The following is a 22,984-nucleotide window of genomic DNA, read 5'->3' on the forward strand; positions in this document are numbered from 1 at the left end:
TCGGGTGCGCGCGACGGCGCCGGTCGGCAGCCGGTGCGCCACCCGCGGGCCCGGCGCTCCGGCCCCGGCATCCCGGTGGTTCAGCCGGCCGCCGTGGGACCTCGGCCCGGTGCCGGGTCGACGCGGTGGCCCTCGCGGAGCGCGGCGTCCACCCGGCGCGGCGCCAGCGCGTCGCCGATCCGGTGCACGGGCCACGGTCCACCGGCCAGCGCCTCCCACAGCCGGGTGTCGGGGACGGTGGCCGTCGCCGCGACGACCGCGCCCACCGCACGTCGCTCGGTGCGCCCGGTCGGGTGGTGCAGCAGCTCCACGACGCAGCCCCGGCCCGGGGACCCCCTCCGGCCGGCGCCCTGCCCGCCGGCGCTCTGCTCACCCCCGCGCAGCACCCGCAGCACGGCGAGGTCGGTGCGGCATCCGATCCCGGCGGCGTGCGCGCGGCGGCGGAAGCCCTCGCGGTCCAGGGTGAGCCCGAGATCCTGGCCGACGACCAGCGCCGGGGTGGCGATCTCGACGGTGTGCCCGCGGGCGGCGAGCAGCTCGGCGACCGAGGTGGCCTGGTGGAACCCGAGCTCGTCGACGACGAGCACGGGCCCCGCGGGGAGCCACACGCCGGCCAGGACGTCGTCGACGCTCGTGGTCGACCGCTCCGGGTCCCACGGCGGAGGGGTCGGGACGGACCCGGTCGCGACGACGACCGCGTCCGGGCCGAGGGCGTCGACGACGGCACGGTCGACGGTCGTGCCGTACCGGACCTCGACCCCGGCCGCGTGGACCTCGCGCAGCAGGTCGGCGACGACGTAACCGAGCTCGGACCGCCCCGGGGCCGCTGCGGCGAGGGCGAGGCGCCCGCCGGGTGTGGCGGCGCGTTCGGCGAGCAGCACCCGGTGCCCGCGTCCGGCGAGCGAGGCCGCTGCGGCGAGCCCGGCGGGCCCGGCCCCGACGACGAGCACCCGCCCCGGTCCGGGGTCGGCGGACCGCGCGAGCGGGACGAGCCGCTCGCGTCCCGCGGCCGGGTTGACCGCGCAGCCCAGCGGCAGGTTCAGCCCGACCCGGCCGATGCAGTCCTGGTTGCACCCGACGCACCGGCGCACCGGGAGCCCGGTGAGCGCCTTCGTCGCGAAGCCGGGGTCGGCGATCTGCCCGCGGGCGACACCGACGAGATCGCACTCCCCGCGTGCCAGCGTCGCGGCGGCTTCCCCGGGCGTGGTGAACCGGCCGACCCCGATCACCGGGAGGTCCGCCCCGGCGGCGCGGACCGCGCGGCGCAGGGTCGCGGCGAGGTGCCCGGCATAGCCCGGGCGGGTGTGCATGGACGGCTCGATCAGGTGCAGCGTCGAGGTGGCGACGCCGACCGAGGTGTTGAGGTGGTCGACCTGCCCGGTCGCGGCGAGGCGGCGGGCGAGGTCGGCGCCGTCGGCGGGGGTGATGCCGCCGTCGATCCGCTCGTCGACGCCGATCCGCAGGCCCAGCACCGCGTCCGCGCCGATGGCCGCGCGGACCGCGGCGACGACGTCGAGCACGAGCTTCGCGCGGTCGCGCCCCCAGGCGTCGGTGCGGCGGTTGGTGGCCGGGGACAGGAACAGCCGCAGCAGCGAGGCGTGCGAGCACTGCAGCTCGACGCCGTCGAACCCACCCGCGACGCAGCGCGCGGCGACGTCGGCGAAGGCGTCGACGATCTCGCCGATGCCTGCCGCGTCGAGCGCGGCCGGGACCTCGCGGAACATCGGGTCGGGCAGCGCCGACGGTCCGACGACGGCCGCCCGCGAGTACATCCCCGACCCCTGCGCACCGTTGTGGTTGAGCTGGGCGAGCACGAGTGCGCCGTGCGCGTGCACGGCCCCGGTGAGGGAGCGGTAGCGGGGCAGCACCGCCGGGTCGTGGCCGCGGATCAGCCGCTCGTAGGGCCGGTCGCCGGGGTGGACGGCGTGCTCCTCGGTGATCACCAGCCCGGCACCCCCCGCGGCGCGGGCCGCGTAGTAGGCGGTGTGCCGGTCGGTCGGCATGCCGTCCTCGGCGAAACCGGTGAGGTGGGCGGTGAAGACGATCCGGTTGCCGAGCGTGCGACGACCGAGCCGTACCGGGTCGCCGAGAGCGGGCGCCCCGGACGCGCCGGCCCGCAGCGCCGACCGGACGGCCCCGGTCCGGGGCAGGGACGCCGCCCCGTTACCTTCTTGATCAAGCCCGCTGAGGGCTTGCAGGCCGCCGGCCGCGGTATGACTGACTGCCCCTGTCGCCCGATGATCTGGGGGGTGTTGTCGCCGTGGCCGGAGGGCGCCAACGACCGCTGATAGAGACCTGACCCGTGTGGTCTGCTCGTAACGTGGCTGCCGGCGCGGGTGCTCGTGGTCGGCCTGCCGCGACGAGAAGGGAGCGGCGGTTGCCCGATCCTGACCAGCACCCGACCGGGTTCGCGGTGTTCTGCGGCCTGGACGTGGGCAAGTCCGAACACCACGCCTGCGCGGTCGACACCAACGGGAAGCGGGTGCACGACAAGGCCCTGCCCAACGACGAATCGGCGCTGCGCACCGTGCTGTCCGGGCTGGCCGAGCACGGCGCGGTGCTGATGGTCATCGACCAGCCCGCCTCGATCGGAGCGCTGGCCATCGCCGTCGCTCGTGATCTGGGGATCACGGTGGCCTACCTGCCCGGGCTGGCGATGCGCCGCATCGCCGACCTGCATCCCGGGCAGGCCAAGACCGACGCCCGCGACGCCCACGTGATCGCCGAGGCCGCCCGGACGATGCCGCACACCCTGCGCCGGGTCGGCACCGACGACGAGACCCTCGCCGAACTCACTGTGCTCGCCGGTTACGACGATGACCTGGCTGGGCAGAGCACCCGGCTGACGAACCGGCTGCGCGACGCCCTGCTGCATGTTCATCCCGCCCTGGAACGCCTGCTCGGGCCACGCCTGGACCGCGGTGGCGTGCTCGACCTGCTCGCGGCCGCGCCCACCCCGCAAGCCCTGCGAGAGCTCGGCGCTGACGGGATCGCCGAGACGATGCGGGCCCGGTCGCCTCGACTGGCCCGCACCCTTCCCGCCCAGATCCTGACCTCGCTCGACGCCCAGAGCCTGACCGTTCCCGGCACGGCCGCGTTCGCCCGTGTCATCACCGGCGTCGCCGGGCAGCTGCGCCAGGTCCACACCGAACGCGACCAGCTCGCCGACGAGCTCGAAGCCCGCCTGGAGGCCCACCCTCTTGGACCGGTCCTGACCTCGATGCCCGGACTCGGGGTCAGGACCGCCATCAAGATCCTCACCATCGTCGGCGACGGCTCCGGGTTCCCCACCGCCGGGCACCTCGCCGCTTACGCCGGCCTCGCCCCAGTCACCCGCCGCTCCGGCACCTCGATCAAAGGCGAAACCCGATCCCAGCGCGGCAACCACGCCCTGAAATCCGCGCTGTTCCTGTCCGCATTCGCCGCCCTGGCCGACCCCGCCAGCCGCGCCTACTACGACCGCAAACGAGCCGCCGGCAAACGACACAACGCCGCCCTGATCTGCCTCGCCCGACGCCGCACCGACGTCATCTACGCCATGCTCCGCGACCGCCGCCCCTACAACCCGCCCACGGTCAACAACCCCGATCCAGAACTCGCCGCCGCTTGACGAACCCATAGAGACACCCCCCCGCTCCGCCGGGCGTGGGCGCCCGGACCCCGCAGCGGTGCCGGGCGCGGCGGGCACCCCGGTGCCGGCGGGGTCGGGCGGGTCGACCGGACCGGTGGTCGCGGCCGGGCCGGGATCACCGGCCGGACCGGTGTGCCCGGCCCGATCCGCGAGCTCGGGGTACTCGGCCGGGCCGGCGTGTCCGGACGCGACCGTCCGGGCGTCCCCCGCGACGGCGAGCGCGGCGTGCCTCCCCTCCCGGACGGCCTCCGCAAGCGTCCGCGGCGCCACCCGGTCCCCGGCGACCCGGCAGCCCGGGGGCGCCGGCGGGGCGTCCGCCGGCAGTCGCGGACCACAGTCGACGACGGCCGCGCACGGCACCGTCGTCACGGCTCCGGTGTGGACGTCCACCAGCTCGGCGACCCCGTCCCGGACCACCCCCGGCCGGGTGAACAACGCCCGCCGGACCCCCGCCCGTTCCAGCCGGGCGTTGGCCGCGGCCAGGTCGCCGCAGCGGCCGAGCTGGTGCCCGGCGACGGCGTCCGGCATGGACAGGACCACCGGACGTCCGTTCGCGGCGAGCAGCTCCGCGACCCCCGGGCCGGTCCAGTCCCCGAGCGGGTCGACGACGAGCACCGGCGCGTTCCGCGGAACGCCTGCGGCGGCGAGCACCGCACCGACCGGGTCACGGTGCCCGACACCGGCGTCGTCGGATCCGCCGTGGTCCTCGTCCCCCCGATCGCGCCCCTGCTGGTGGTCTCCCTGCTCCACCGCGTGGTGCACCGGGCCGTCCGCGACGGCATCGCCGACGCCCGGGCGGTGCGGGACTCCTCCTCGGCCGCCGACCCCGACAAGGGCGGCTGACCGCGCGATCCCGGCGCACAGCTCCGCCGCGGTGAGCACCGGGACGTCCGTGTCGCGCACCGACGGCGACGGTCGGGAGCCCGTCGCGAGCACCACCGCGTCGCCCCGCGCCCGAGCCGCTCCGAGTGCCGCGGTGTCCACCTCGGAGCCGAGCACGATGCGGACGCCGAGCCGTCCGAGCTCCGCGGCCCACCACCGCACCGGCAGTGCCAGGCGCTCCCGGCCGGGCAGCACCGCCGCCGCGGGGAGCAGGCCCCCGAGCCGGTCGGTGCGCTCGTGGAGGGTCACCGGGTGCCCGCGCAAGGCCAGGGTCCGCGCCGCCTCCAGACCCGCAGGCCCACCCCCGACGACGAGCACCGGCCGCCGCGCCCCGGAGGCGCGTTCCGCGCGACGCCTCGGGTCGTGGTCGGGGTCGGGGTCGGTCCGTTCGTGCCCCGACCGGGGTTCGAGCTCGTCGCCGACGCGTGGGTTGCGGGGGTCCCGGGCGGCGGCGAGGGAGTTCGTGAGCAGGCACGGCCGGATCCGCTCCGGCGTCCCGGCCCGGGCCAGCGCGACGAGCCGTGGGTCCGCGATCTGCGCTCTCGTCATCTCGACGATATCGGCATCACCGCTGTTCAGGGCGCTCTCGGCGAGAGCCGCAGTGGCGACGCTGCCGGCTAGGACGACCGCCGCCGCCCCGCCGAGGGCGCGCCGCAGCTCACCGCACCGGACCCGCAGGAACGCCTCGGGGGTGTGCAGGTCCGGCCGGGTCGCCGCGACCGACAACGCGCTCCCGACGACGGGGACGAGCAGGTCCACCCGGTCGGCGACGGCCCGGGCGAGGGCGTGACCGTCCTCGGGCGTGATGCCGGCCCAGGGGGCGAGCTCGTCGACGCACAGCCGCAGCGACAGCAGGGGGCCCGGCCCGATCGCGGACCGGACGGCGTCGAGGACCTCCCGCAGCAACAGGGTGCGGTCGCGACCGTGGGCGTCGTCCCGGTGATTGGTCAGGCCCGAGCAGAACTGACGCAGCAGCGAGTGCTGACCGGCCGAGATCTCCACACCGTCCACACCGTTGTCCACAGCCGCCCGGGCCGCCGCGGCGAACCCACGGACCACCGCGTCGATCTCCGCGGGGCCCATCGCGACCGGGATCTCGCGGGACCCGACGTCGGGGACCGGCGACGGCGCCCACAGCGGATGCCCGGAGTGGGCGGAGCTGCCCTGTCCACCGGAGTGCGCGAGCCCGGCCAGCACGAGGGTCCCGTACGGCCGGCACGCCGCGACGACCGCCGCCCACCCCGCCGCGGCGGGCACCCGCACCGCGTCCCGGTCGCCGAGATGCGGCTCAGCGGGCTCCGGAGATCCACACCGCCCGCCGAGCTGCGTCTCGGCACGCGCCGACGCCCCTGCGGAGGCGGGCGACGCGGCCGGGGCGGCGAGCGGGAACGCGGCGGTGGCGTAGGCGTAGGGATGGTCCGAGGCGTGCACGGACGCGGGCTCGACCACGACGATCCCGGCACCCCCGGCGGCGCGGGCGGCGTAGTAGGCCACGTGCTCGGCCGTGATCTCGCGCGCGGTGTTGCCGAGGTTCGTCTCGTGCGACCCGAACAGCACACGCGACGGGGCCCGCCGACCACACAGGTCGACGGGCCCCGTCAGCGCCAGGTCCGTGGTCAGCTCCCCGCGACCGGCTGGGCCGCGGGTGCGGCCTCCGGTGCGAACCCGGCGAGCGGGTTCTCGTCGCAGGCCCGGTCCGGCCGGCGTGGCGGCGGGGTGAGCGAGAGCATCGTCGGCTGCTTCGGCGCCCGGGTGTTGCGCGGCGCCGAGCGCGAGTGGTCCACGTCGGACTTCGGGATGACCGTCCCGCCGTCGCGTGCGGCGAGCATGGACTCGCCGTAGCCCTGCACGCACTCCGGGTCCGGGCCGTCGAGCGGCAGGCCGGTGAAGAACTTCGCCGCCATGCACCCGCCCTGGCAGGTGTCGTAGTGCGAGCACGACGCGCACGCCCCGCCGGTCTGCGGCTGGCGCAGCTCGGTGAACAGGTCGGAGTGCTCCCAGACCTCCTTGAAACCGCCCTCGTCACGCACGTTGCCGGCCAGGAAGTTCTCGTGGATGGCGAACGGGCAGGCGTAGACGTCGCCGACCGGGTCGATCAGGCAGACCACGCGGCCCGCGCCGCACAGGTTCAGCCCGGGCAGGGCCTCGCCGAAGGCGGACAGGTGGAAGAACGAGTCGCCGGTCAGGACCTGGTCGCCGTTCGCCACCAGCCAGTCGTAGAGCTGCTTCTGCTGGGCCTGGGTCGGGTGCAGCTCGTCCCAGACGTCGGCACCGCGGCCCGACGGGCGCAGCCGGGTGATCCGCAGCTGGGCGCCGTACTTGTCGGCGATGGCCTTGAACTCGTCGAGCTGGTCGACGTTCTCCCGGGTCATCACGACCGAGATCTTCGGGTGCTTGAAGCCCGCCTCGGCGAGGTTCTCCAGCGCGGTGATCGCGGTGTCGAACGAGCCGGGGCCGCGCACGTAGTCGTTGACCTCGGCCGTCGCGCCGTCCATCGAGATCTGGATGTCGACGTAGTCGGTCGCGGCGAGCTGTGCCGCGCGGGCCTTGTCGAGCTTGACGCCGTTGGTGGAGAACTTGACGCCGACGTCGTGGGCGATGGCGTAGTCCAGCAGCTCCCAGAAGTCCGGGCGCACGGTCGGCTCGCCGCCACCGATGTTGATGTAGAAGACCTGCATGCGCTGCAGCTCGTCGATGACGGCCTTGGCCTCGGCGGTGCTCAGCTCGCGCGGGTCACGCCGCCCGGAGCTGGACAGGCAGTGCACACACGCGAGGTTGCAGGCGTAGGTGAGCTCCCAGGTCAGGCAGATGGGCGAGTTCAGGCCGTACTGGAAGTGGTCGACCAGCTTCACGGGCACCTCACTGTGGTGGTCGGCGGGGCGGGACTAGCGGGCGACGATCGTGTGGGACTGCAGCAGCCCGGCGAGGGCGCGCAGGTAGGCGTCGTGCTGCGCCTCGGGGACGTCGGCGGCCGCGACGGCCGAGCGGGCGTCCGGCTGGTTCTCCAGGTCGCGCACGACCGAGACCAGCTGGGGCGTCTTGAGGAAGGACAGCTTGCGGGTCACGAAGTCGTACACCAGGGCGCCGAAGGGCTCCGGACGCAGCGAGACGCTCTCGCTGAGCCGGTACGGCGCCGCGGGGTCGAAACCCCCCCGCGGCACCGTCCGGAACCGTGGTGTCGAGGGGCTTAGAGGTCGTTTCAGAACGACTTGTCGAGTTTCCATTGACCCCTCGACGACAGATCAAACGGCAGGTCAGATAGCCGCTTGTCGTCTACAACAGACACGTCGACCTCGTTCTGAAATGACCTCTTAGTAGACACCGCACATGCCGTCGATGGAGACCTCCTCGACGAGGGTCTCCTCGGTCAGGGCGTCGTCGTTCTGGTGCTCGCTCATGCGCAACCTCCGCTGGATCCGACTCTCGGCGAGAGAGGTGGTGAACCGCCCCGCCGGCCGGCGGTGGCAGCGGTTCGGACGCTATTGGCACCCGGTGCCGGAAATCAATACTCGGCGTCCACGCCCGTCCGATCGGACGGGCGGGCAGGCTGTCTCCCATGACGGTCCTGCTGCACCTGTGCACCCCCGGCGACTGGCGGGCCTCGCTCGCGACCGGGTCGGTCGCGCCGCCCTCGCTGCCCGAGGTGGGTTTCGTGCACCTGTCGACGCCGGAGCAGGTCGCGCTGCCCGCGCAGCGACTGTTCGCCGGTCGGACCGACCTGGTCCTGCTCGTGGTCGACCCGGCCCGGCTCGACGCGGCCGGGATCGAGGTGCGCTGGGAGCCCGGCGTGCCCGGCGACCCGGAGTCCCTGCGCTTCCCGCACGCCTACGGGCCGGTGCCGGCCGCCGCGGTGCTGATGGTGCTCCCCTACCGGCCCACCCCGGACGGCTTCACCGCACCGGAGGTACCCGTGCCCGGCGCGACGGCGCGGGCGATGGGGTTCGAGCCGTCGATGCTGCGCCGGGGCGCGAGCGCGGAGGAACCGGTGACCGGAGGTGTCGCGGTCCGGACCGAGGCCTGGCCCGCGTCCCGGATGCACAACCAGCTGCTGCTCGACCGGCCCGACCGCACCGACCCGGCCACCGTCCTCGCCGAGGCGGACCGGGCCCTCACCGCCCACGGGCTGCACCCGGGCGCGCTGCTGTGGGGCCCGGGCGCGGACGCACTCGCCGACGGCCTGCGCACCGCCGGATGGTCGATCGCGGCGAACGAGGCCATGACCGCCCCCACCGCGACCGACCCCACGACGACCGGCACGACCCCCGGGCCGATCACGGTCGCCGGGTCCGACCACGACGGGCTCCGCGCGTTCCGGCGGGCCGCCTGGGCCCGGGACCTGCCCGGTGCCGACGCCGGAACGCTCGACCAGCTGGTCGACCGCGACACCGGCGACGACCGGGTACTGGCCCTGCACCGCCTCGCCGTCGTGATCGACGACCGGGTGGTGGCCGCCGCGACCCTGCGCCGCGACGGTGCCACGGCCTGGCTCGACGCCCTGGAGACCGACCCGGCCCATCGCGGCCGCGGGTACGGCCGGGCGCTGCTGGCCCGTTCCCGCGAGCTCGCCGCCGAGCACGGCTGCGACCTGCTCGCGCTGGGCGCCGACCCCGCCGACCGGCCACGGGACTGGTACCGGCGCAGCGGGTTCACCCCGGTCGGCCTGCACGTCGAGGCCTCCGCCCCGCGCCGGTGACCCCTCCGGACGGAGGGGGTTCCTGCCCCGACGAACGACCCGGTGGTCAGGTACCCATCTGTAGCTGTTGCCAGTAAGAGCGTCCGGCAGTAGAGGTGGCCGTGTGTCGGTGTTGGTAGAGACACGGACCTGCAAGTGATCATGGGATTGCTGATGTCCTGATGGTCGCCTGGAGAGTCCGTGCCTCTACCTGCAACGACACCCCCACGACCTCATTTGCCGGGCGCTCTAAGAGGTCGCGCGGATTGGTCACAGCTTGGCCGCGGTCGAGTGTCTGGGGGCGAGGGCGGGTACGGGCCTGCCGATCATGAAGTTATCTACGCTTCGTGATCGTCTGGAGGCCGCGTGCCCACCCTGCCATCATGGCTGACCGAGCCGTTGTGGGACCAGTTCACCGCGCTGCTGCCTCATCGAGACGAGTTCGATCCCACCCATCCGCTGGGCTGCCATCGCCGCCGGATCGCGGATCGGATCGTGTTCGACAAGCTCCTGCAGGTACTGCGGTTCGGCTGCTCGTATGAGGGCATCGCTGACAGCACCTGCTCGGCGACCACCATCCGCGATCGTCGTGACGAGTGGATCAGGCTCGGGGTCTTCGCCCAGCTGCGTCGGATCGTCCTGGACGCCTACGACCGCATCGTCGGTCTGCTGCTGCACGACATCGCCGTCGATGGCGCCATCACCAAGGCCCCCGGCGGCGGCGAGGTCGCCGGTCCGTCGCCGGTGGACCGGCGCAAACAGGGTATGAAACGTTCGGTGCTCGTCGAGGGATACGGCATCCCGCTGGGCCGAGTCCTGGCCGGAGCCAACCGGCACGACTCCCCGCTACTGGGCCCCACCCTCGACCGCCTCGATGCTCTCGGCCCGCTGCCCGACGACATCACCGTGCACCTCGACGCCGGCTATGACTCCGGCAAGACCCGCGACACGCTGGCCGAACGAGGCCTGCACGGCGAGATCGCGCACAAGGGTGAGAAAGCGCCGATCCAGGCCACCCGCCGCTGGCACGTCGAGCGGACCAACGCTTGGCACAACAGCTTCAACCGGCTGCAGCGCTGCTACGAACGACGAGAAATCGTCGTCGACGCGTTCTTCGACCTCGCCGACACGATCGTCACACTCCGTAGCTTGATTCGGCAGGCCTGGACCACACACCGCTGGAACGCCCGACCTGCACGACGTCCATGATCACCAACCAATCCGCGCGACCTCTAAGACGTCGTTTCAGAAGTGGTGGGCCCGGTTCTGCCGGTGACGGCGGGGCTGGCAGCATCGGCTGATGGTCGCGCCTCGTGTGTCTGAGAAGACGAAGATTTTCGAGTTGGAGATCGTCCTGACCGAGGTGGTGCCGGCGGTCCGGCGTCGGGTGCAGGTGCCGGGCGAGGTCGACTTGGCGGTGTTGCACGAGGTGGTGCAGTCAGTGATGGGCTGGACGAACTCTCATCTGCACGAGTTCGAGATCGTCGGGCGCCGCTACGGGATCCCAGACCCGGACTGGCCCGGACAGGATGTCGCCGACGAGACGAAAGAGAAGCTGTTTCGGCTGGTCAAGGCTGGTGACCGGTTCGGTTACGTCTACGACTTCGGTGACAACTGGGCCCACGAGATCACCGTCGAGGCGGTCGCGGCCGTCGAGCCGGGAGTGTGCTATCCGCGATGCGTCGCCGGGCAGGGGGCGTGCCCGCCCGAGGACGTCGGCGGGATCGGGGGGTATGAGGACTTCCAGGCCGTGCTCGCCGACCCTGACCATCCCGACCGCGCCGAGCGCCTGGAGTGGGCGGGCGGGCCGTTCGACCCGCACCGCTTCGACCCTGACGAGGCCGACCGGGCCTTGGAGTGGCTGGCCTGGCGGCCGCTGGCCCCGACCTCGTAGGCGAGTGCCTCAGCGAGGGCTGGGTCGACCATCACTTCGGCTTCGGCTTCGGCTTGGTGAGGCGGCGGTGGCAGATCAGGGCGCAGGCCAGCGATAACAGCGCGGTGATCGTGGATTCGGCGCGGTCGTAGCGCAGCGCGAGGCGGCGGAAGTCCAGCAGCCAGGACATGGTGCACTCGACGACCCAGCGGACCCGCCCGAGCCGGGTGGAGTCCTCGATCCCGCGCCGGGCGATCCGCACCCCGATCCCACGCCCACTCAGGTAGCGGCGGCAGCGGGGATAGTCGTAGCCCTTGTCGGCGTGCACCTTGTCCGGCCGACGTCGCGGACGCCCCGGCTGTCCCGCCCGTTCGCGGACGCCGGGGTTGGTGTCCAGCAGCGGGGCGAGCATCCGACTGTCGTGGGTGTTCGCCCCGGTGACCAGCGCATGCAGCGGGAGCCCGCCTCGGTCGCAGAGCACGTGGTACTTGCTGCCCGCCTTCCCGCGATCGGTCGGCGAGGGCCCGGTGGCCTCGCCGCGGCGCTTGGCCCGCACGCTCACGCTGTCCACCGCCGCCCGCGACCAGTCCAGCAGGCCCTGCTGGGCGAGGCGGTCGAGCATCACCCGGTGCAGCTGGGCCCAGACCCCGGCCTGCTGCCACTGCCGTAGCCGCCGCCAGCAGGTTACTCCGGACCCACAGCCGAGCTCGGCGGGCAGCGCGTTCCAGCTGATCCCGGTCTTGAGCACGAACACGATCCCGGCCAGAGCGGCCCGATCCGGCACCCGCGGACGGCCTGTCCGTCCCCGCTTGTGCTTGCGCGGCTTGGGCAGCAGCGGCTCCACCAGCGCCCACAGCTCGTCGCTCACCAATCGCTCGACACAAGATCGCCGCGCCACGACCGGACATGATCAGCTACCAGCGCCGATCCACACAGGACCGACACGCCGACTTCTGAAACGACCTCTTAGAGGTCGTTTCAGAACGACTTGTCGAGTTTCCATTGACCCCTCGACGACAGATCAAACGGCAGGTCAGATAGCCGCTTGTCGTCTACAACAGACACGTCGACCTCGTTCTGAAATGACCTCTAAGAGCGCCCGGCGATTGATGGTTATCGGAGTCGACGGGTCGTGGGTCGGGTTGTCCAGCGGTAGCGGCTGCGGGCACGGTTGATCAGCCGGCGGATCACGGTGAGCGCGGCGGCGAGGTCGAGGTAGAACTCGACGATGATCTTCCGGCGATCGGTGAACCGGCGCAGCTTGCCGTAGCCGTTCATCCAGGAATGGGTGCGCTCGACCGGCCACCGCATACCGACCTGGATCGGGGCGGGCCGGCCCTTGGTGGCGATCTGTGCGTCGAACCCGAGTCGTTCGAGCAGATCGCGGGTCTTGCCTGAGTCATAGCCCCGGTCCAGGTGCAGGCACGGTCGCTCGGGCAGCGGCCCGATCATGTCGTAGATCCCGATCAGGGTCGGTTTCAGCAACGGCGAGTCGTGGTCATTGGCGCGGGCGCTGATCAGGTGCAGCGGGATCCCCGCACCGTCGCAGACCACGGAGCGTTTGGTGCCCTGTTTGCCCCGGTCGACCGGGTTACAGCCGGCGACCTCGCCACCGCAGGGAGCCTTGGTGATCGCTCCGTCGGCAGACAGATCGTCGAGGTCGAGACCGATCATCTAGTCATAGCCGGCCAGCGCGGCCCGAAGGACCTGCTCCCCGACGCCAGCGGCGGCCCACTGGGCGAGACGGCGGCGGATCGTGCGGTCCGAGCAGCCGGGGGTGGCAATGCGTTCGTAGCCGCTGCCGTGCACCAACGCCGCGAGCACGTGCTCGAACACCAGGCGGTCGGGGATACGGCGGCGGTGACATCCCCACGGATGGGCCGGGTCGAACTCCGGGCGCCGCTCTGCCTCGATCAGGGCAGCGAACTCGACCCAGAGGGGGTCGATCAGCGATTCTGGCAATAGAGGCACGGACCCTCCAGGCGACCATCAGGACATCAGCAATCCCATGATCACTTGCAGGTCCGTGTCTCTACCAACACCGACACACGGCCACCTCTACTGCCGGACGCTCTAAGAGGTCGTTTCAGAACGACTTGTCGAGTTTCCATTGACCCCTCGACGACAGATCAAACGGCAGGTCAGATAGCCGCTTGTCGTCTACAACAGACACGTCGACCTCGTTCTGAAATGACCTCTAAGAGGTCGCGCGGATTGGTTGGTGATCATGGACGTCGTGCAGGTCGGGCGTTCCAGCGGTGTGTGGTCCAGGCCTGCCGAATCAAGCTACGGAGTGTGACGATCGTGTCGGCGAGGTCGAAGAACGCGTCGACGACGATTTCTCGTCGTTCGTAGCAGCGCTGCAGCCGGTTGAAGCTGTTGTGCCAAGCGTTGGTCCGCTCGACGTGCCAGCGGCGGGTGGCCTGGATCGGCGCTTTCTCACCCTTGTGCGCGATCTCGCCGTGCAGGCCTCGTTCGGCCAGCGTGTCGCGGGTCTTGCCGGAGTCATAGCCGGCGTCGAGGTGCACGGTGATGTCGTCGGGCAGCGGGCCGAGAGCATCGAGGCGGTCGAGGGTGGGGCCCAGTAGCGGGGAGTCGTGCCGGTTGGCTCCGGCCAGGACTCGGCCCAGCGGGATGCCGTATCCCTCGACGAGCACCGAACGTTTCATACCCTGTTTGCGCCGGTCCACCGGCGACGGACCGGCGACCTCGCCGCCGCCGGGGGCCTTGGTGATGGCGCCATCGACGGCGATGTCGTGCAGCAGCAGACCGACGATGCGGTCGTAGGCGTCCAGGACGATCCGACGCAGCTGGGCGAAGACCCCGAGCCTGATCCACTCGTCACGACGATCGCGGATGGTGGTCGCCGAGCAGGTGCTGTCAGCGATGCCCTCATACGAGCAGCCGAACCGCAGTACCTGCAGGAGCTTGTCGAACACGATCCGATCCGCGATCCGGCGGCGATGGCAGCCCAGCGGATGGGTGGGATCGAACTCGTCTCGATGAGGCAGCAGCGCGGTGAACTGGTCCCACAACGGCTCGGTCAGCCATGATGGCAGGGTGGGCACGCGGCCTCCAGACGATCACGAAGCGTAGATAACTTCATGATCGGCAGGCCCGTACCCGCCCTCGCCCCCAGACACTCGACCGCGGCCAAGCTGTGACCAATCCGCGCGACCTCTAAGAGCGCCCGGCGATTGATGGTTATCGGAGTCGACGGGTCGTGGGTCGGGTTGTCCAGCGGTAGCGGCTGCGGGCACGGTTGATCAGCCGGCGGATCACGGTGAGCGCGGCGGCGAGGTCGAGGTAGAACTCGACGATGATCTTCCGGCGATCGGTGAACCGGCGCAGCTTGCCGTAGCCGTTCATCCAGGAATGGGTGCGCTCGACCGGCCACCGCTTACCGACCTGGATCGGGGCGGGCCGGCCCTTGGTGGCGATCTGTGCGTCGAACCCGAGTCGTTCGAGCAGATCGCGGGTCTTGCCTGAGTCATAGCCCCGGTCCAGGTGCAGGCACGGTCGCTCGGGCAGCGGCCCGATCATGTCGTAGATCCCGATCAGGGTCGGTTTCAGCAACGGCGAGTCGTGGTCATTGGCGCGGGCGCTGATCAGGTGCAGCGGGATCCCCGCACCGTCGCAGACCACGGAGCGTTTGGTGCCCTGTTTGCCCCGGTCGACCGGGTTACAGCCGGCGACCTCGCCACCGCAGGGAGCCTTGGTGATCGCTCCGTCGGCAGACAGATCGTCGAGGTCGAGACCGATCATCTAGTCATAGCCGGCCAGCGCGGCCCGAAGGACCTGCTCCCCGACGCCGGCGGCGGCCCACTGGGCGAGACGGCGGCGGATCGTGCGGTCCGAGCAGCCGGGGGTGGCGATGCGTTCGTAGCCGCTGCCGTGCACCAACGCCGCGAGCACGTGCTCGAACACCAGGCGGTCGGGGATACGGCGGCGGTGACATCCCCACGGATGGGCCGGGTCGAACTCCGGGCGCCGCTCTGCCTCGATCAGGGCAGCGAACTCGACCCAGAGGGGGTCGATCAGCGATTCTGGCAATAGAGGCACGGACCCTCCAGGCGACCATCAGGACATCAGCAATCCCATGATCACTTGCAGGTCCGTGTCTCTACCAACACCGACACACGGCCACCTCTACTGCCGGACGCTCTAAGAGGTCGTTTCAGAACGACTTGTCGAGTTTCCATTGACCCCTCGACGACAGATCAAACGGCAGGTCAGATAGCCGCTTGTCGTCTACAACAGACACGTCGACCTCGTTCTGAAATGACCTCTAAGTCGCAACAACCATGGTTGTGCTCGTCCACCGGCCGACGACGTCGTCGAGGAGAGCCAATGGCCATCGAGCTCAACCAGATCTGGGACTTTCCGATCAAGGAGTTCCACCCGTTCCCGCGGGCGCTCCTGGGGGTGGGCGCACACGACATCCTGGGGGTCGAGGCGAAGAACCTCGGCATGACGCGGGTGCTGTTCGTGACCACCGGACTGCGCGGTTCCGGGATCATCGAGGAGCTGAAGGGCAAGGTCGAGTACCAGGGCGTCGACGTGGTCGTCTACGACCAGGTCGAGTCCAACCCCAAGGACTACAACTGCATGGACGCCGCCGCGCTCTACACGAGCGAGGGCTGCGACGGCATCATCTCGATCGGCGGCGGCTCGTCGCACGACGCCGCGAAGGGCGCCCGCGTCGTCATCGCCCACGACGGCCGCAACATCAACGAGTTCGAGGGCTTCTCCAAGTCCACGAACATGGAGAACCCGCCGCACATCGCGGTCTCCACCACGGCCGGGACGGGGTCGGAGACCTCCTGGGCCTACGTCATCACCAACACCAGCGACATGGCGAACCCGAAGAAGTGGGTCGGCTTCGACGACGCCGTCGTCACCACCCTGGCGCTGGACGACCCGCTGCTCTACTACAGCTGCCCGCAGCACTTCACCGCCTACTGCGGCTTCGACGTGCTGGCGCACGGCTCGGAGCCGTTCGTGTCGCGGCTGGACTTCGAGCCGTCGCTGGGCAACGCGCTCTACTCGATCGAGCTGGTCGGGCAGTACCTGCGCGAGGCCACCTACGAGCCCCGCAACCTGCAGGCGCGGTCGAAGATGATGCACGCGCAGTACATCGCGGCGCAGGCGTTCAACTCCGGCGGCCTCGGCCTGGTCCACTCGACCTCGCACGCGGTGTCGGCGTTCTTCGACACCCATCACGGCCTCAACAACGCGATCGCCCTGCCCCGCGTCTGGGAGTACAACCTCCCGTCGCGCTACGCGCGCTACGCCAAGATCGCGACCGCGCTGGGCGTCGACACGAAGAACATGACCACCGTGCAGGCCGCGGACGCCGCGGTCGAGGAGGCCATCCGGCTGTCGAAGGACGTCGGCATCCCGGACAACTTCGGCGTGCTGCGGTCCGACAGCTACGACAAGAACCGGATGAACACCGGCCGGTACGCCGGGGTCGGCGACAAGATCCCCACCGACGGCGACACCGTCCACCGGATCGCGGAGCACATGATGGGCGACTACTGCACCCCCGGCAACCCGCGCGAGTGCACCGTCGAGGCGCTGGTCCCGCTGGTGGACCACGCGTTCAACAAGTCCTACTAGGACACGCACCCTCCCGCCGCCGCGCCCGGGTACGAGCCCCGGGCGCGGCGGTCCCTGCGCGCACGAGGAGCCCCGTGTTCGACAGCCCCGAGACGCTGGCCGACGCCCTGGCCGGCGTGAACTACGTCATCGATCCCGAGTTCGCCGTGGTCGTGCACCTGGCCACGGCCCTGGAGCGGCCGCTGCTGCTGGAGGGACCCGCCGGCGTCGGCAAGACCGAGCTCGCCAAGTCCCTGGCGGCGACGAGCGGGCGGACGCTGGTCCGCCTGCAGTGCTACGAGGGTCTCGACGACGGCCGCGCCCTCTACGAGTGGGACTACGGCAAGCAGCTCATGCACGTCCAGATGCTGCGCGACCGGATCGGCGAGCTGCTGTCGGGCACGGCGACGATGGCGGAGGCCTCGGCACGGCTGCGCGCCGAGGACACCGGCCTCTACACCGAGGACTTCCTCTCCGCCCGGCCGCTGCTGGAGGCGGTGCTCTCCCCCGACCCGGTCGTGCTGCTGGTCGACGAGGTCGACCGCACCGAGGAGTCGATGGAGGCGCTGCTGCTGGAGGTGCTCGCCGAGCGCCAGGTCACCGTCCCCGAGATCGGCACCTTCACCGCCCGCTCGACCCCGTGGGTGGTGCTGACCTCCAACGACACCCGCGAGCTGTCCCCGGCGCTCAAGCGTCGCTGCCTGCACTACCAGGTGGACTTCCCGACCCCGGAGCGCGAGACCGAGATCCTGTCCCGTCGCGCCCCGGAGGTGGCCGAGGAGGTCGTCACCGACGTCGTCGAGCTCGCCCGGCGACTGCGGGAGCTCCCGCTGCGCAAGTCCCCGTCGATCTCGGAGGTGATCGACGCCGCCCGGGCCGCCGCCGTCCTCGGGCTCCGGTCGGGCGGGGAGCTGGAGAAGGTGCGACCGGCGCTGCTCGCGGCGCTGCTCAAGTACGGGTCGGACCGCGAGCTGGCGCTCGTCCGGCTCGACGGCGCCACCCGCGGCACCGACCCCGGCGACGAGGCCGGGGACGCGGCCGGCCCTGGCCGGGTCGGTCACCCGGGCCGCCCGGCCGACACGACCGCCGGAGCCTTCGGCAGGGGCCGCGCGTCCTCGGCGGACGGCCGGGCGGGCACCGGCTCCCGTGCGCTCGCCGACCGCGCCCGCCGCGGCCGGCGATGACCGGCACCGCGCAGCGGCTGCTGGCGGTGGTGTCGGCGGCGTTCTGCCGGGTGCTGCGCACGCAGCGGGTGCAGGTCTCGCCCGCGGAGGCGATCGAGGTGCACCGGGTGCTGGCGATGGTCGGCGGCGCCGACACCGCACGGCTGCGGGCGTCGCTGCGCGCCGTCACCGTCAAGTACGGCCACGAACGCGACGGCTTCGAGCACGCCTTCGACGCGTTCTTCGGGCTGCTGCCCGAGGACGACGGCTGCGGTCCCGGCGGCGGCCCGGGCCTGCGCGGACCCGCCGCCGAGGGGCTGCCCGGCGACCTGGAGCTGACCGAGGAGGACGACCCGCTCGGCCGCTTCGCCGACTACGACCCGGCGGCCGCCGAGGTGGGTGACCTGCTCGACGCGCCGGAGCAGGAGAAGGGATTCAACCCGCACCGCGACGACGAGGACGTCTCCCTCGGCGGGTCCGACAAGGACCTGTCGGTGTCCTCGGGCGACGACCGGGGGCGGCGCGGCACGACCTACACCGTCGACCTGGAGCGGGCCGGGGCCGCCGCCGGCCGGGAGCTGACGTCGGGGGCGAGCGCCCCGGTCTCCGGCGAGATCGACTTCGACGACCCGGAATCGGTCCTGGCCTGGCTCGCCGCCTTCGACCCGCACGCCGTCTACGTCGACGGCCCCGCCGGTGAGGAGCTGTCCGCGGTCCAGCTGGGCAGGCTCGTCGAGGCGATCACCGAGTTCGTGACCCGGCTCGCCGAACGGACGCGGACGGGCCGGGAGCGACGGCCCGACCCGGACGACCCCGGCTCCGGCGCACCGGAGCGGGCGGACATGGCCCAGGCCTGCCACGAGCTGCTGCACCGGATGCGCGGCGCCCCCCGGCGGGTCCCGCGCGAGCACGCGCACGGCCCACTCGACGTGCGGCACACCGTGCGGCGCAGCATGCGCAGCGACGGCGTCCCGTTCCACCTCTACCACCGCGCGACGGTCCCGGACCGGGTCCGGCTGCTGGTCGTCGCGGACGTCTCGCTCTCGGTCCGCTCGATCACCGCGTTCGTGCTGCAGCTGGCCCGCACGCTGCACCGGCAGGCCTTCCGCTGCCGGGTGCTGGCCTTCACCGACTCCCCGGTCGAGGTCACCGACCTGCTGCTGGGTGCGCAGGACGACCGCGCACTGGCCGCCGTCCTCGCCGCGCCGGGGATCGACCTCGACGCCACCAGCGACTACGGCCGGGTGCTGCGTGAGATCGGCGACCGGTTCACCGACGCCGTCGACCACCGGACCGCGGTGCTGTTCGTCGGCGACGGCCGCTCCAACGGGCTCCCGCCGGGCACCGCGGAGCTGGAACGGCTGGCCCGCCGGGCCCACCGGATCGGCTGGATCACCCCGGAGCCGCAGCGCTACTGGGACCAGGCCTCGTGCGCCATGCACGACTACGCCCGGGTGCTCGACCACGTGCTCGTGGCCCGCGACGCCGACGAGCTGCGCGCCGGTGCCGGAGAGCTCGGCCACGCCCTGTCCTGAGCACGGTGCCGGGCGACGACCCGGGCGCGGCGGTCACCCCTGGCCCAGCGAGCGCCGCGGGATGTCCGGCGCGGCCGGGCCGGCAGCCGTGCGCGGCACCGCCCGCGCGAAGGTGACCACGGCGTCGGCCAGGTCGTGCAGGCGCTCGCGGACACCGTCGTCGGTGAGCTCACCGCCGGTGAAGTGGGTGTTGTTCGCGTACACCGCGCCCGGCACCGCCCACGCGCGGAAGAACCCGACGAGCGGCTTGAGCTCGTGCTCGACGGCCAGGAAGTGGTGGTCGGTGCCGCCGGTCGCGACGAGCCCGACGGGCTTGCCCGCCAACGCGTCGTTGGGCAGCACGTCGAACAGGTTCTTGAGCCTGCCGGTGTAGCTCCCCCGGTACATCGGGGTACCCACGATCAGCGCGTCCGCCGCGACCACCCGGTCGATCACCGCACGGGTGTCGCCGGTGTAGTCCGCGGGGTCGCGGCCGTCGGAGAACACGACGTCGCGCTCGCGCAGCTGCAGCAGCCCGGCGGTGACGCCGTCGTGCCCGCCGGCGCGGTGCACGGCGACCCGGAGGAGCAGCGCCGTCTTCGACGGGTCCGAGGGACTGCCGGAGATCGCCAGGAGATCCATCTCCGGGACCCTAGACGCGGCCGGGTCCGGTGGCCGGGCAGCCGATCGGCCACCCGGACGACCCGCAGGTCCTCCGGGTGGGTCCGCACGGCGAGCCGGGTGCCCGGGCGCTCCCGGCGCCCGGCACCCTGGAGGGGTGTCCGTGTCCCGACGCTCGTTCCTGCGCGCCACCGGTACCGTCGCCGCGCTGGCCGGGGTACCGGCGCTGGCCGCGTGCGGCGCCCCGGCCGACGTCGCCACGACCCGGCTGGTCGTCGCGTTCCCCGGGTCCGGGCCGCTCGGGGCGCCGGACCCGCACCGGGTGGAGCGGCCGGTGGACCGGGCACGGGCCGCGGCCGTCGCGGACACCCTGCTGGTGTGGGACCAGGAGATGCGTCCGGCCCCGCACCTGGCCGCGTCCGTCGGCCCGGACCGGACCGGCACCCGGTGGCGGGTCCGGCTGCGGCCCGCCGTCGCCCACGACGGACGGCCGATCACCCCGGCCGACGTGCTCGCGTCGCTGCGCCGGGTGGCCGACCCGGACACCGGGGCGACCGCGGGCCCGCTGCTGCGCACGCTCGACCCCGCCGCCAGCCGGGTCGTCTCCCCGACCGAGCTGGAGCTCGTGCTCGGCGCGCCGGACTTCCTGTTCCCCCTGGTCCTGGCTGCGCCGGGCACCGGGATCGTCCGCGATGGGCGCGGCGAGCTGCCCGTCGGCACCGGCGCGTTCCGGTTCCTGCCCGGCTCGCAGGACGCGCTGTACCGGCACGACGCGCACTGGCTGGGCGCGGCACCGTCACCGGCCGTGGAGTTCGTGGTCGACGACGACGAGGAGAACCGCTACCAGTCGCTGATCGACGGCTACGTGGCCTACGCCCACGACCTGTTCCCGCACTCCGCCCGCCGGATCGCCGGCCGCACCGGCACCGCAGTGCTCACCGCCCCGGGGTCGGTCACCCGCTTCCTGGAACCCCGTGGCGGGGCGTTCGCGGATCCGCGGCTGCGCGAGGCCGTCCGGCTCGGCATCGACCGCCGGGAGCTGGTGCGCACCGTCCTGCTCGACCTGGGCGACCCCGGCGACGACCTGTTCGGAGCCGGTCTGGCCTTCCACCCCGCGGAGGTCCCCCCGGTGGTCCGGGACCTCGACCGGGCCCGATCGCTCGTCGCCGACGCCGGTCTCGACGGCTCCCCGGTGCCGCTGGTGTTCGACCCGTTCGACCCGCTGTCGCACCCCGCGGCGCCGGTCGTCGCCGAACAGCTCGCGGCGATCGGGCTGCGCGCCGAGCCGCGGGAACCCGGTCCGCCGGACACCGGACCGGCCCCGGGGATCGCCTTCGTCAAGGTCGCCGCGCACCCGGTCCCGCTCCACCTGCGCGCCGTCGCGGACGCGGCCGGGGTGGACGACACGGACGGCCCACCGGGCCCGGGCGGTGCCCGGGCCGGACTCGCCGCCCTGGTCGGAGCGGCCGCCGCGACCCCGGACGAGCGGGTCCGCGACGACGCGCTGCGCCGCGCCCTGCTGCTGACGCGCGAGAACGGCACGGTCTGGTCCTCCGGCCACGAGACCGCGGGGATCTCCGCCGACCTGACCGGAGTCCGTGCCGCCCGCCCGGACACCGGGGACTGGGCCCGGTTCCACCGCGCCCGGATGGGCTGACCCTTCGGGCAGCGGTCTTGTTGCCAGGAGGATGCAGATGCCTGCATCCGTCTTGAAACCCCTCGACGACTGTGGTCCCGTTCAGGTGATCATGTGACCTCGGGGGGATGACGTGCTGCGCGCGTTCGGTGAGCTGACCGTGCCGAGCCGGCTGCTGGTGGTGAACCAGTTCGGCATCAACCTCGGCTTCTACCTGGTCCTGCCGTTCCTGGCGACCTACATGGGCAGCCTCGGGTTCGCCGCCGCGACCATCGGGCTGGTCCTGGCGCTGCGCAACCTCTCCCAGCAGGGGATGTTCCTGGTCGGCGGGTCGGCCGCGGACCGGATCGGCTGCCGACCGATGATCATCCTCGGGTGCGCGCTGCGGATCCTCGCGTTCGGGCTGTTCGTCGTCGTGGACGACCTGCCCGGGCTCGTCGTGGCCGCCGTCCTGACCGGTCTCGCCGGCGCCTTCTTCAACCCCGCGGTGCGGGCCTACCTGATGCACGAGGCCGGGGACCGCCGCGCCGAGGTGTTCTCGGTGTTCAACGTCTTCGGGCACGTGGGCGCGCTGGCCGGGCCCCTGCTCGGCGCCGCGCTGCTCGCCGTGGACTTCCGGCTCGTCGCCGGCGTGGCCTGCGCGGTGTTCACCGTGCTCACCGTCGCGCAGCTGTTCGTCCTGCCCGCGCGGCCGGTCGAACCGCAGGACCGCGGAGTGATCGGCAGCTGGGGCGAGGTCGTGTCGAACCGGCGGTTCCTGCTGTTCGCGCTCGGGGGCGCCGGGTACTTCGCCCTGTTCAACCAGCTCTACCTGGTGCTGCCGGTCGAGGCCGAGCGGGTGTCCGGGGTCACCGGGGCGGTCAGCGCGGTGTTCGTCGTCTCCACCCTGGTGGGGATCGCCGGGCAGGTCCGGATCACGGCGTGGTGCCGGGCCCGCTGGTCGGAGGGCCGGTCGATGGCCGTCGGCCTGCTCCTGATGGGCACCGGGTTCGTCCCGATCGGCGTGGCCGCCCCGTTCGTCCCCACCGCGGCGGCCGGGGAGTGGACCGCCGCCGGACTGCTCGCCGTCGCCCCCGTCCTGGCCGGCACCGTGGTGTTCACCGTGGGGATGGCGATGACCAGCCCGTTCTCGCTGTCGCTGCTGCCCCGGGTGGGCAGCGAACAGCTCGCCGGCACCTACTACGGCTGGTACTACCTCGTCTCCGCCGTCGTCGTCGCGATCACCAACACCGCCGTCGGCGAGCTGCTCGACCGCTTCCCCGACGGGTCCGGCCGCTGGGTCCCGTTCGCCGTCCTGCTCGCGATCGGCGCCGCGGGGGGCGCGGTCATCGCCGGAATGGCGCGCACCGGCCGTCTCGAGCCCCGTCCCGTCCCCACCACCTGAGGAACCC

The 22,984-nt window shown here is 72.5% G+C and carries 18 protein-coding genes and 3 pseudogenes; 10 read left to right on the top strand and 11 right to left on the bottom strand.

Annotated features, from left to right (window positions below; all coding sequences use genetic code 11):
• Positions 1–80: 80 nt before the first annotated feature.
• On the bottom strand, positions 81–2,150 hold the full coding sequence (locus KPF47_RS03920; RefSeq protein ID WP_308015319.1) for a mycofactocin system FadH/OYE family oxidoreductase 2: 2,070 nt from the start codon (positions 2,148–2,150) through the stop codon (positions 81–83).
• Positions 2,151–2,377: 227 nt separating this feature from the next.
• On the opposite strand from KPF47_RS03920, the gene KPF47_RS03925 reads away from it, so the two are divergent.
• A complete protein-coding gene (locus KPF47_RS03925) occupies positions 2,378–3,610 on the top strand; it encodes an IS110 family transposase (RefSeq protein ID WP_224386690.1) in 1,233 nt (410 codons plus the stop codon).
• 153 nt (positions 3,611–3,763) lie between these two features.
• Positions 3,764–4,474, top strand: a complete 711-nt coding sequence (locus KPF47_RS03930) for a hypothetical protein (RefSeq protein WP_224386995.1) — start codon at positions 3,764–3,766, stop codon at positions 4,472–4,474.
• A gap of 78 nt (positions 4,475–4,552) precedes the next feature.
• Here the strand turns inward: KPF47_RS03930 and KPF47_RS03935 are convergent.
• The 5 genes and pseudogenes from KPF47_RS03935 to mftA form a co-directional block, all read right to left on the bottom strand.
• Positions 4,553–6,070 (bottom strand): annotated as a pseudogene (locus KPF47_RS03935) (NAD(P)-binding protein); the annotation flags it as partial.
• 59 nt (positions 6,071–6,129) lie between these two features.
• Positions 6,130–7,365, bottom strand: a complete 1,236-nt coding sequence (mftC, locus tag KPF47_RS03940) for a mycofactocin radical SAM maturase (protein WP_224386997.1) — start codon at positions 7,363–7,365, stop codon at positions 6,130–6,132.
• Positions 7,366–7,398: 33 nt separating this feature from the next.
• Entirely contained in the window at positions 7,399–7,674 is a 276-nt protein-coding gene (gene mftB / locus KPF47_RS03945) for a mycofactocin biosynthesis chaperone MftB (protein ID WP_224386999.1), read from the bottom strand.
• Positions 7,675–7,712: 38 nt separating this feature from the next.
• On the bottom strand, positions 7,713–7,835 hold the full coding sequence (locus KPF47_RS38375) for a hypothetical protein (protein ID WP_255659054.1): 123 nt from the start codon (positions 7,833–7,835) through the stop codon (positions 7,713–7,715).
• Positions 7,825–7,911: a mycofactocin precursor MftA gene (gene mftA, locus KPF47_RS03950; protein WP_224387289.1), complete on the bottom strand. Its 87-nt coding sequence runs from the start codon at positions 7,909–7,911 to the stop codon at positions 7,825–7,827. The genes KPF47_RS38375 and mftA overlap by 11 nt, the downstream gene beginning before the upstream one ends.
• Before the next feature lie 158 nt (positions 7,912–8,069).
• On the opposite strand from mftA, the gene KPF47_RS40740 reads away from it, so the two are divergent.
• The 3 genes from KPF47_RS40740 to KPF47_RS03965 all read left to right on the top strand — a co-directional run bounded on the left by KPF47_RS40740 (position 8,070) and on the right by KPF47_RS03965 (position 11,079).
• Positions 8,070–9,206: a GNAT family N-acetyltransferase gene (locus KPF47_RS40740; RefSeq protein WP_224387001.1), complete on the top strand. Its 1,137-nt coding sequence runs from the start codon at positions 8,070–8,072 to the stop codon at positions 9,204–9,206.
• A gap of 345 nt (positions 9,207–9,551) precedes the next feature.
• A complete protein-coding gene (locus KPF47_RS03960) occupies positions 9,552–10,394 on the top strand; it encodes an IS5 family transposase (RefSeq protein ID WP_224386276.1) in 843 nt (280 codons plus the stop codon).
• Between the two features lie 91 nt (positions 10,395–10,485).
• The gene (locus KPF47_RS03965) at positions 10,486–11,079 is read left to right on the top strand and encodes a plasmid pRiA4b ORF-3 family protein (protein WP_224386178.1); all 594 of its coding nucleotides are present in this window, start codon (positions 10,486–10,488) and stop codon (positions 11,077–11,079) included.
• Positions 11,080–11,110: 31 nt separating this feature from the next.
• On the opposite strand, the gene KPF47_RS03970 is transcribed toward KPF47_RS03965, so the two are convergent.
• From KPF47_RS03970 to KPF47_RS03985, 4 genes and pseudogenes are all read right to left on the bottom strand, one after another.
• Positions 11,111–11,956, bottom strand: a complete 846-nt coding sequence (locus KPF47_RS03970) for an IS5 family transposase (protein ID WP_224387003.1) — start codon at positions 11,954–11,956, stop codon at positions 11,111–11,113.
• 215 nt (positions 11,957–12,171) lie between these two features.
• Positions 12,172–13,029: pseudogene (locus KPF47_RS03975) on the bottom strand (IS5 family transposase).
• A 254-nt stretch (positions 13,030–13,283) separates the two neighbouring features.
• Positions 13,284–14,126, bottom strand: a complete 843-nt coding sequence (locus tag KPF47_RS03980; protein WP_224386276.1) for an IS5 family transposase — start codon at positions 14,124–14,126, stop codon at positions 13,284–13,286.
• Between the two features lie 136 nt (positions 14,127–14,262).
• Positions 14,263–15,120 (bottom strand): annotated as a pseudogene (locus KPF47_RS03985) (IS5 family transposase).
• 288 nt (positions 15,121–15,408) lie between these two features.
• Here KPF47_RS03985 and mdo point away from each other — a divergent pair.
• The 3 genes from mdo (at position 15,409) to KPF47_RS04000 (ending at position 19,357) form a co-directional block, all read left to right on the top strand.
• On the top strand, positions 15,409–16,680 hold the full coding sequence (mdo, locus tag KPF47_RS03990; RefSeq protein WP_224387005.1) for an NDMA-dependent methanol dehydrogenase: 1,272 nt from the start codon (positions 15,409–15,411) through the stop codon (positions 16,678–16,680).
• A gap of 74 nt (positions 16,681–16,754) precedes the next feature.
• Positions 16,755–17,843, top strand: a complete 1,089-nt coding sequence (locus tag KPF47_RS03995) for a MoxR family ATPase (protein WP_224387007.1) — start codon at positions 16,755–16,757, stop codon at positions 17,841–17,843.
• A complete protein-coding gene (locus KPF47_RS04000) occupies positions 17,840–19,357 on the top strand; it encodes a VWA domain-containing protein (RefSeq protein WP_224387009.1) in 1,518 nt (505 codons plus the stop codon). Before KPF47_RS03995 ends, KPF47_RS04000 begins: the two co-directional genes overlap by 4 nt.
• A gap of 33 nt (positions 19,358–19,390) precedes the next feature.
• Here KPF47_RS04000 and KPF47_RS04005 read toward each other — a convergent pair whose 3' ends face one another.
• The gene (locus tag KPF47_RS04005) at positions 19,391–19,978 is read right to left on the bottom strand and encodes an NADPH-dependent FMN reductase (RefSeq protein WP_224387011.1); all 588 of its coding nucleotides are present in this window, start codon (positions 19,976–19,978) and stop codon (positions 19,391–19,393) included.
• 142 nt (positions 19,979–20,120) lie between these two features.
• Between KPF47_RS04005 and KPF47_RS04010 the strand changes: the two genes are divergently transcribed.
• Together KPF47_RS04010 and KPF47_RS04015 are read left to right on the top strand one after the other, a co-directional pair.
• Positions 20,121–21,614: an ABC transporter substrate-binding protein gene (locus tag KPF47_RS04010; protein WP_224387013.1), complete on the top strand. Its 1,494-nt coding sequence runs from the start codon at positions 20,121–20,123 to the stop codon at positions 21,612–21,614.
• Between the two features lie 112 nt (positions 21,615–21,726).
• Complete coding sequence (locus KPF47_RS04015) at positions 21,727–22,977, top strand: MFS transporter (RefSeq protein ID WP_224387016.1); 1,251 nt, start codon at positions 21,727–21,729, stop codon at positions 22,975–22,977.
• The last annotated feature ends 7 nt before the right edge of the window (positions 22,978–22,984 follow it).

Origin of the sequence: Pseudonocardia sp. ICBG1293 (genome assembly GCF_020131355.1) — a bacterium.
Lineage (GTDB): Bacteria > Actinomycetota > Actinomycetes > Mycobacteriales > Pseudonocardiaceae > Pseudonocardia.